An 8817-nucleotide genomic window follows, 5' to 3' on the forward strand; every position below is an offset into this window, starting at 1 on the left:
AGTGGGTGATTCAGGGGGTAGGACCACGGTTGCTGACGACCGGCCCGGGCGGTCTGACGCGCGCCCCGGGGGCGCGGCTGCCCAGCATCCGACGTGATTCCGGCCGCGCCGGAATCTTCGTCCCGGCGGACGCCGATCGAGGAGGGCGTACTGCGATGACGCAGCCGACGATGGATCCCGCGGACGCGTTGGCCGAGCTGGGCAAGGTCCGATTCGACGAGGTCAGCCTCGACGACATGCTGCTCCGGATCGCTGAGCTCGCCAAGGCGAGCATCGCCGGGACGGCAGAGGTGACTGTCACGCTGGTTCGGGGTCGGGTCGGCTGGACCGGGGCATCCACCGGCGAGCTGGCCCGTCAGTTGGACGAGTGGCAGTACGAGGAGCACCGAGGTCCCTGCCTGGATGCCTCCGCCAGCGGTGACACCATCTCGGTGCCGGACATGGCGACCGAGGAGCGCTGGCCGGTATGGGCGGAGAGGGCTCGCGCCGCCGGGGTGGGGAGTTCCCTCTCCATCGGGCTTCCCGTCCAGGCATCGGTCGTCGGCGCGTTGAACGTCTACAGCGATTCGGTGAACGCTTTCGACCCGCCCTCGATCACCAGCGCGGAGGGCTTCGGCGCGTACGCGGCGGTGGCACTGGCCAACGCACACCTGTACGAGAACGCCGCCACGCTGGCGGCCCAGATGCAGGAGGCGATGCGCAATCGGGCGGTGATCGAGCAGGCCAAAGGCATCATCATGGGGAGCCGGCGGTGCTCGTCCGAGGAGGCGTTCGCACTGCTGTCGAAGATCTCCCAGGACACCAACCGGAAGGTGCGCGAGGTCGCGGAGTCCCTGGTCGCCCAGGCGGAGGGCAGGACCCAGCGGTGAACGCACCCGCCGCTCCTCGTCGAGCCGGTCGTTGAGCATGGCGCCCCCGCCCCCGCCCGGCAGCGTCCGGGCGAGCGGATTGAACATGCCTCTCCTTGTCGGGGGGACGGTGGCCGTGCCGCCTACGGTTGGCCGGCGACGGACGGGCCGAGAGGCCGACGCGGCGGTGCGGCACGGCGGGGCAGGGGTGGGACCACGCCGCTGAGGCGAGCACCGGTCGGTGTGGATGTGCCGTGAAGGTGGAGATACCCCAGCACGCCGGCCACGTCGAGCACCCGGAGGACGAACGGCGAGGGGTCGCGAAGCGTCAGCCGACCGCCGGCCTGGGCGGCCAGGTGGCCGGCGTGGAGCAGGGCGCTGACGGCGTGCGCGCCGAGGAAGCGGACCGCCGCGAGGTCGACGACCACCAGTGGCGTGGGCGTGCGGCAGAGGACCTCCACCAGCTCGGTGAGCAGGTGGGCGTTGCTCATGTCGATCTCGCCGACGACCCTGATCTGGCTGACGGCGCCGTCACGGCTCAACGACAGCGACATGATGGGCCGGTCCGGGCCGTACTGCGGGTCGGGTCCTGAAGACCCGAATGCGGAATCCTGGTCGGTCACACGATGCCTCCGCCCTCGACGAGGGTGGCCGCCCGCCGCGTGCGTGCCGAGGCGAGGTGACCACTGGAGGGCGCGTGTCTTGACCCGGACAAGGACCCTACCCGGGGGGTTGAGGCTCAAACCAACCCGGCACCCGCCGGACGACAAATTGTGGGCCGGCGGCATGTGGGGGTGTAGCGGAGCGCCCGGGGGGTAGGGCCCGCACATGCTGAAGAGAGCGGTGTGGCAGGGACTGGCGGCGGGTCTGGCCGGGACAGCGGTGATGACGGCCGCGGAGAAGATCGAACAGCGGCTGACCGGTCGACCCGACTCCTATGTTCCGGCCCGGGTTCTGGCACGGCTGACCGGCCTGCCGGAATCCTCCGGGCAGCCGCCCCGGTGGCAGAACCTGGCAATGCACTACGGCCAGGGCGTGCTGGTCGGCGTGCTGCGCAGCGTCATGGCGCAGGCCGGGTTGCGGGGCGTCTGGGCGTCGACGATGTTCACCGCGCTGCGCCTGAGCAACGACCAGATCCTGGAGAACGCCACCGGCGTGGGGGCGCCGCCGTTCACCTGGCCCCGCTCCGAGCTCGCCATCGACGTGTTGCACAAGTCCATCTACGCGTTCGCCACCGGAGCGGTGGCCGACGCGCTCGCCGCCCGCGACGGGGCGGGTCCCGGGCAGCGGCACGCGGCGCTCCGTCCCGGTCGTCACTCGGACGTCGGACCGCTGCCCCGGACAGCCTGGGCGCGGAGTGCTTAGCTGAACGGATGATCACACCCGTTCCCCTCGGTACCTGGCCGACGCCGCTGGAGGCCGCGCCCCGACTCGCTGCCCTGCTGGGGCTGGCCGAGCTCTGGTTCAAGCGTGACGATCTCAGCGGCCTCGGTGGGGGTGGTAACAAGATCCGCAAGCTCCGGTACACCTGCGCGCAGGCGATGGCCGTCGGCGCCTCCACTGTCATCACCTCAGGGGCGCCGCAGAGCAACCACGCCCGCCTCACCGCGGCCGCGGCCGCGCGGCTCGGCCTCTCCTGCGTGCTGGTGCTCGCCGGCCCGCCCTCGGAGACCAGGCGGGGAAACCTGCTGCTCGACGAGTTCGCGGGCGCGGAGATCGTCTGGAGCGGAGGCCGTCCGCCCGCCGAGGTGGCGGCGGCTGAGGGAGAGCGACGATCGGCGTACGTCATCCCGTTCGGCGGCACCTCTCCCGCGTCGGTACAGGGTTATGTGGACTGCGGTAGGGAGCTGCGGGCCCAGTTGCCGGACGCCGACGGCGTCGAGGTCGTGACGGCGCTCGGGTCCGGCGGGACGATGGCCGGCCTGGTGCGGGAGTTGGGCGTGCGGCGGGTGGTCGGCGTGGATGTCGGCGCCGTGCCGGACCCACGGGTGACGGTCGCCGGGCTGCTCGCCGGCGAGGTGGAGCCGGGGGAACTGCGGATCGACGGCACCCAGGTGGGGGCGGGGTATCGCACGCTGACCGACGCCGCTCGCGACGCGCTGGAGGTGACCGCGCGTACTGAGGGGGTCTTCCTCGACCCGACGTACACCGGTCGGGCGATGGCGGCGCTGCTGGCCGGCAGCTTCCCGCGCGGCGACCGGGTCGTCTTCCTGCACAGCGGCGGGCTGCCGGGGCTCTTCGGCCACCCCGAGCTGTAGGGCGCCGGCCGGGCACGCACGGCGGTGCCCTCGGACGCCGAGGGCTGAGCCGTGGGCATGTGTCGGCGCCGAACGGGTACGCCGCCGTGGCCCCGGGGGCCGGCGGAACGCCCAGGCTGACCGCTCTCCAAGCAGCCGAGGAGCACCGACATGCCAATCGCGGGGCGGGCCCGACTCACGCCGACGGTCTCCCTGGTGCTGCTGGCGTCCATCCTCGTGTCGTTCCTGGCCGCGTCGGCGGCTCCGACCCCGCTCTACGGTACGTACCAGGAACGCTGGCACTTCTCGCCTGTCACCACCACGATTGTGTTCGCCGTCTACGCCCTCGCGGTGCTCGCTTCGCTGCTCACCTTCGGCAAGTTGTCCGACCACGTCGGTCGGCGGCCGGTGCTGGGCGTCGCGATCGCGGTGCAGATGCTCGCGCTTGTCGTCTTCATCTTCGCCAACGGCGTTGCGTCCCTCCTGGTCGCCCGACTCGTGCAGGGTCTGGCAGCCGGGGCCGCCACCGGCGCCGTGGGCGCCGCCATGCTCGACATCGACCGTGCCCGTGGCACGCTGGCGAACTCTCTCGCCCCCGGTATCGGAACCGGAAGCGGGGCCCTGCTCTCGGCGTTGCTCATCCAGTTCCTGCCCGCGCCGACGCGACTGGTGTACGTCGTGCTGCTCGTCATCCTGCTGATCCAGGCCGTCGGAGTCGCGCTGATGCCGGAGACGGTGAGCCCGATGGGCGGGGCCCGCCGCAGCCTCCGGCCGGACATCGCTCTGCCCCGTCCGGTGCGCAAGCCGGTCCTGGTCGTCGTGCCGGTGCTCTTCGCGGTCTGGGCGCTGGCCGGGTTCTTCGGCGCGCTCGGCCCAGCGCTCGTCCGCAGTCTCATGAGCACGTCCATCGTGATCGGCGGTCTCGTCCTCTTCGTCTTCGCCGTCTTCGGGTCCGCAGCCGTTCTGATACAGCGCAACACCGCCGCGCGGACCGTGATCCTGACCGGGATCACCGCGCTCATCCTGGGCATGGTGGTCACGTTGGTGTCGGTCATGGCGAAGTCCGTCCCGGGCTTCTTCGTCGGCCTCGCGCTCGGGGGCGTCGGCTTCGGCAGCGGCTTCCAGGGCAGTCTCAAGACGGTCATGCCGCTGGCCGAGGCTCACCAACGTGCCAGCGTGCTGTCGGTGCTCTACGTCGTCTGCTACGTCGGCTTCGGTCTGCCCACGGTGATCGCCGGCTTCCTCGTGGTCTACGCCGGCGGCCTGCCGAGGACCGCCGACGAGTACTCGGTCGCCGTCATCCTTCTCGCCGTGGTCGCCCTGTTGGGGGTGCGCAGGGCCACCAGGACAACGCCGGGGTGATGCCGGAGAGCCGGGGTCGAGCAGTAACGCAGTCAGTAGCGTGATGATCAGGAAGGGAGCGGGGGATGAGCCCGAAGGTTGACCAGGGAGACGCGGGCGCGACATCGCGCATCGAGAGCCTCGACGTCAAGCTCGAGGTGATCGTCATCCCGGTGTCGGATGTCGACCGGGCGAAGGCATTCTACGAACGGCTCGGATGGCGACTCGACCAGACGCCGCCCGGCATCGTCCAGCTGACTCCGCACGGCTCCGCGTGCTCCGTGCAGTTCGGCCCCGGGCTCACACCGGCGGCACCCGGCTCGGCCATGGCGTACCTGATCGTGTCCGACATCGAGGCGGCCCACGACACCCTCGTCGCCGCCGGTGTCGAGGTCGGTGACGTCTTCCATGTCAGCCCGGACGGCCCGGTCGACGGGCCGGACCCGCAGCGGCGCAGCTACTTCTCGCGTGCCACGCTGCGCGACCCGGACGGGAACACCTGGCTGATGCAGGAGATCACGAGCAGGCTTCCCGGGCGCATCGAGGGCGGCCTCACCTCGTTCGGCTCCACGAGCGACCTGGCGAGCGCGCTTCGGCGCGCGGCCGCCGCGCACGGTGAACACGAGAAACGTACGGGCGAGCATGACGACAACTGGCCCGACTGGTACGCGGCGTACATGGTCAGCGAGCAGTCCGGGGCCAAGCCGCCCGAGTGAGCTACGCCCATGCGCGGAACCTACTGATCGACGTGCTGCCGGTGAGTCACCTGATGACTCACCGGCAGCACCGTCTCCGCTTCGGAGTGCGCGCCGCCACCCGCTGCGCGCTGTTCGTACGGGCGATGTACGCGAGTTGTACGCCGAGCGCCCTACCATTCCCCCGGACGCGATGATCTTCGATCCAAGCGGCACCGCCGGGTTCAGAGCCGAATCGGGCGTGCCGTGCCTCGTCGCCGGGGCGCGGTTCCCCGGCCGCCGGTAGGGAGGAGACCTCGATGACGAGTCCTGGTGCGGGCGGTGCGGTGCCGTGACGCGGGTACGGTTTCACGCCCTCGGCCCGCTTCACGCCGAGGTCGGCAGAGAGTGGCTCGACCTCGGGCCCGTCCGGCAACAGGCGGTCTTCGCGATCCTGCTGTTCAACGCGGACCGTGTGGTCACACCGGCGTCGATCCTGCAGGGCGTCTGGGGCGGCCAGATCCCGGCGACCGGCGCCAAGCTGATCCCGCCGTACATCTATCGCCTGCGACGCGCGCTTCAGGCGGCGTGCGGAGGCCCCGACGACCCTACGATCGACAGTTCCCGGATCGGCTACCGGCTGCGTCTCGGTTCGGCCCGCACCGACGTCGCGGACTTCGACGAGGCGATGGAACGGGCCGCCGTGGCCGAGGCGTCCGGCGACCTCGCCGGGGCGGCGGCGCTACTGGCCGAGGCCGAGCAGAGTTGGGCGGGCGAACCATTGGCGGGCCTGACCGGCCCGTACGTGGAGAGCCGTCGACAGCACCTGCTCGAACGCCGCATAGTCTGCCTGGAACACCGGCTGGAACTGCACCTGCGGCTGGGCGACTGCCGCCGGGCGATCCCCGCGCTCACCGCGTTGCAGACGGAGTATCCGCTGCGGGAACGGCTGGCGATCATGCTGATGACCGCCCTGTACCAGACCGGCAGGCAGGGCGAGGCGATGGATGTGTTCGGGGCCTTCCGTACCCGCCTGGCCACCGAGTTGGGCGTCGAGCCGACCCCGGCGTTGTTCGCCGCGTACACCTCGATGTTGCGGGGTGACCTGGGCCCGGCCGTCGGGGCCGGGCCGTTTTCCCGAAGGACCCGCCCGGGGCCCACGGCCACCCGCACCTGTCGGCCGAGGCGCTGACCACGCGCTGGGGCGTGGGGCCGGTCGACACCGTCTCCGGCCGCTGTAGCCGGTGGTCTCACTCAGGCGGGGTCACCGGGCGGGAGTGGCCGGGCGCGACGCGTACCAGCAGTTGCCGCACCACGTCCGCGGCGGGGTCGCCCAGGTCGTCGTAGATCCGGATGGCCCGCAGCCATGCCTCGGCAGCGGCCGGAGGGTCCGCCATCGCCTCGCGCGCCTCGCCGAGCCGGACGAGGGTCAGCCCTTCGTGATACCGGTTGGCCGATTCCTGGAAGCGTTGGACGGACTGCTCGTAACAGACCGCAGCTCTGGCCGGGTCACCGAGCCGGTGGTACGCGAAGCCCAGACTGTCCAACGTCGCGGCCTGCCCGACGCGATCGTCGATCGCCTCCTGTTGGGCCAGCGCCTCGGCGCAGTCGACGACGGCCTGCTGGTAGTCACCGATCAGGGCGTGCAGGTAACCCTTGACGTTCAGCGCGCGCGCCTCCGCGTACCGGTTGCCGATGAGCTGCGACACCCGCAGCGCCTCGGCGCTGTGCTTGAGCGCCTCGTCCAACCGGCCGTACTGGGTGCAGTGCTCGGTGTACTGGCGCAGGATCAGCGCCAGGCTGTCCAGGTCCTCAAGCTGTTCGTACAGTTCCAGCGCCCGCTGAACGTGGTGCTCGGCCGCGTGCTGGTCGCCGAGCCGCATGAGCGCGCGGGCGAGCATCCGGCTGGCCTGCGCCTGCGCCCGGACGTCGCCGATCCGCTGCGCCGCCGCGAGTGCCGCCTGCTGGGCTGCGAGCTGTTCCTGGAACATGCCTCTGGGCGCGAGGTACGCGGCCAGAGCCCAGGCGAGCTGGCAGGCGTACCGCTCGAAGCCGGTCTCCGCGGCCTGACGTAACACCCGCAGCAGGACGGGGTGCTCGGCGTGGAACCAGGCCGCCGCGACGACCCGATCGGGCATCGGCACGTGCACGTTCGCCGGCATCGGTGGTTCCAGCTCGATGGGTGTCCAGGTCGGCTGGAGCAGCACCGCGCCGGGGTGCGCGCTGTGCAGGTAGTGGTCGTGCATCCGGCGCGCGGCGACCTGTCGCTCCTCGGCCAGGTCGGATGCCTGGGCCAGTTCGGCGGCGTACGACCGGAGCAGGTCGTGCAGGGCGTACCGCTCGGGTAGGTGCTCGGTCAGCAGGTGCAGCCGGGTCAGCTCCTTCAGTAGCGGGGTGACCGCCGCCCGGGGGCGGCCGAGCAGCGCGGCGGCGGCGTCTCCGGTCAGGTCGGGGCCCGGGTGCAGGCCCAGCAGGCGGGCCGCCTCGGCGCTCAGCGCCCGGTACGACCAGGAGAAGATCCGGCGGACGTCCCCGTCGGCCAGCTGCTCGAGGCGGGACTCGGACTGGCGGAGTTGGGCCGCGACGGCGTCGATCGGGAAGGTGGACCGGGCGGTCAGCCGGGCTGCCACGATGGACAGGGCGAGCGGGAGGCGTCCTGTCGATTCGATCACCTCGCTGGTCGCCGCCGGTTCCGCCGCCACCCGGACGTCACCGAGTCGGCTGCGGAGCAGCCGCGTCGACTCGGCGGTGCTCAGCACCTCCAGCGTCAATGGTCGGGCGCCCTCGGCCACCGCGAGGCTGCTGAGCTGGTCGCGGCTGGTCACCAGGACCGCACACCGACCCACGCCGGGCAGCAGCGGGCGCACCTGGTCGGCGTCGCGCGAGTTGTCGAGGACGACGAGCATCCGACGCGAGGCGAGCACGCTGCGGTACAGCCCGGCCCGAGCGTCGACGCTGCTGGGGATACGGCCGACAGGTACGCCGAGCGCCTCGAGGAAGTTGACCAGGGCATCGGCGGGGGATACCGCGTCCGCGTCGTCGTAGCCTCGGAGGTTGACGTACAACTGGCCGTCGGGAAAGCGGTCGGCGGCCCGGTGGGCCCAGTGCAGCGCGAGCGTCGTCTTGCCCACGCCGGCCATGCCGCTGATGGTGACGATGTCCACGGTGGCTTGTCGTGCGGATCGGGCGCCGAGGGTCGCGTCGAGGAGGTCGAGCTCGGCGCTGCGCCCGACGAAGCCGGGCAGGGCGAGTGGCAGTTGCCGGGGGCGACCCGGTGCCGCGCCAGCCGACGCGCCGTCGACCGGCCCGGTCGTCGCGGCCTGCTGGCTGAGGCGGTGGTGCAGGATGTCGTCGTGCAACCGGGTCAGCTCGGGGCCGGGGTCCATCCCGGTCTCCTCGGCCAGCGCACGTCTGGCCTGCTGGAAGGCTGCCAGTGCCCCGGCGATGTCGCCGATCTGGTAGAGGCCGGTCATGAGTTGGGACCAGGCCCGTTGCCGCAGTGGGTGACGGTCGAGCAGTGCCCGCAGTCGGGGGATCACCTGGGCGGCCTCGCCGAGCGCGAGCCGCGCTGCGGCGTGGTCCTCCTCGGTCAGCAGACGCCGCTCGGTGATCCGCGCGACCCGGCCGGTGAGGAGCCGGGGCAGCGGCAGCCCGGCGAAGGCCGACCCCCGCCACATGCCGAGCGCGCGGGCCAGCTCCGGCTGCGCCGTCGCCGGG

General features: G+C 71.8%; 8 protein-coding genes. 6 read left to right on the forward strand and 2 right to left on the reverse strand.

What is annotated here, in order from left to right:
* The first annotated feature begins 155 nt into the window (after nt 1–155).
* Nucleotides 156–869: a GAF and ANTAR domain-containing protein gene (locus ABZ749_RS03745; RefSeq protein WP_357222429.1), complete on the forward strand. Its 714-nt coding sequence runs from the start codon at nt 156–158 to the stop codon at nt 867–869.
* A gap of 122 nt (nt 870–991) precedes the next feature.
* On the opposite strand, the gene ABZ749_RS03750 is transcribed toward ABZ749_RS03745, so the two are convergent.
* Nucleotides 992–1471 carry an STAS domain-containing protein gene (locus tag ABZ749_RS03750; protein WP_357222431.1) on the reverse strand — a complete coding sequence of 160 codons (480 nt, stop codon included), beginning with the start codon at nt 1469–1471 and terminating at the stop codon, nt 992–994.
* A 205-nt stretch (nt 1472–1676) separates the two neighbouring features.
* On the opposite strand from ABZ749_RS03750, the gene ABZ749_RS03755 reads away from it, so the two are divergent.
* From ABZ749_RS03755 to ABZ749_RS03775, 5 genes are all read left to right on the forward strand, one after another.
* Nucleotides 1677–2213 carry a hypothetical protein gene (locus tag ABZ749_RS03755; protein WP_357222433.1) on the forward strand — a complete coding sequence of 179 codons (537 nt, stop codon included), beginning with the start codon at nt 1677–1679 and terminating at the stop codon, nt 2211–2213.
* 8 nt (nt 2214–2221) lie between these two features.
* On the forward strand, nt 2222–3106 hold the full coding sequence (locus ABZ749_RS03760; protein WP_357222435.1) for a pyridoxal-phosphate dependent enzyme: 885 nt from the start codon (nt 2222–2224) through the stop codon (nt 3104–3106).
* Between the two features lie 150 nt (nt 3107–3256).
* Nucleotides 3257–4447 (forward strand): MFS transporter, encoded by a 1191-nt coding sequence (locus ABZ749_RS03765; protein WP_357222437.1) that lies wholly within the window; start codon nt 3257–3259, stop codon nt 4445–4447.
* 65 nt (nt 4448–4512) lie between these two features.
* Nucleotides 4513–5142, forward strand: coding sequence for a VOC family protein (locus ABZ749_RS03770; RefSeq protein ID WP_357222439.1), 630 nt, complete (start codon nt 4513–4515; stop codon nt 5140–5142).
* Between the two features lie 310 nt (nt 5143–5452).
* The gene (locus ABZ749_RS03775; protein WP_357222441.1) at nt 5453–6292 is read left to right on the forward strand and encodes an AfsR/SARP family transcriptional regulator; all 840 of its coding nucleotides are present in this window, start codon (nt 5453–5455) and stop codon (nt 6290–6292) included.
* 58 nt (nt 6293–6350) lie between these two features.
* Here ABZ749_RS03775 and ABZ749_RS03780 read toward each other — a convergent pair.
* Nucleotides 6351–8817, reverse strand: a 2467-nt coding sequence (locus ABZ749_RS03780) for a BTAD domain-containing putative transcriptional regulator (RefSeq protein ID WP_357222443.1), incomplete at its 5' end; no start/stop codon positions are given.

The sequence above is a fragment of the Micromonospora sp. NPDC047753 genome (assembly GCF_040642735.1).
In the GTDB taxonomy this organism is placed as follows: Bacteria; Actinomycetota; Actinomycetes; order Mycobacteriales; family Micromonosporaceae; genus Micromonospora.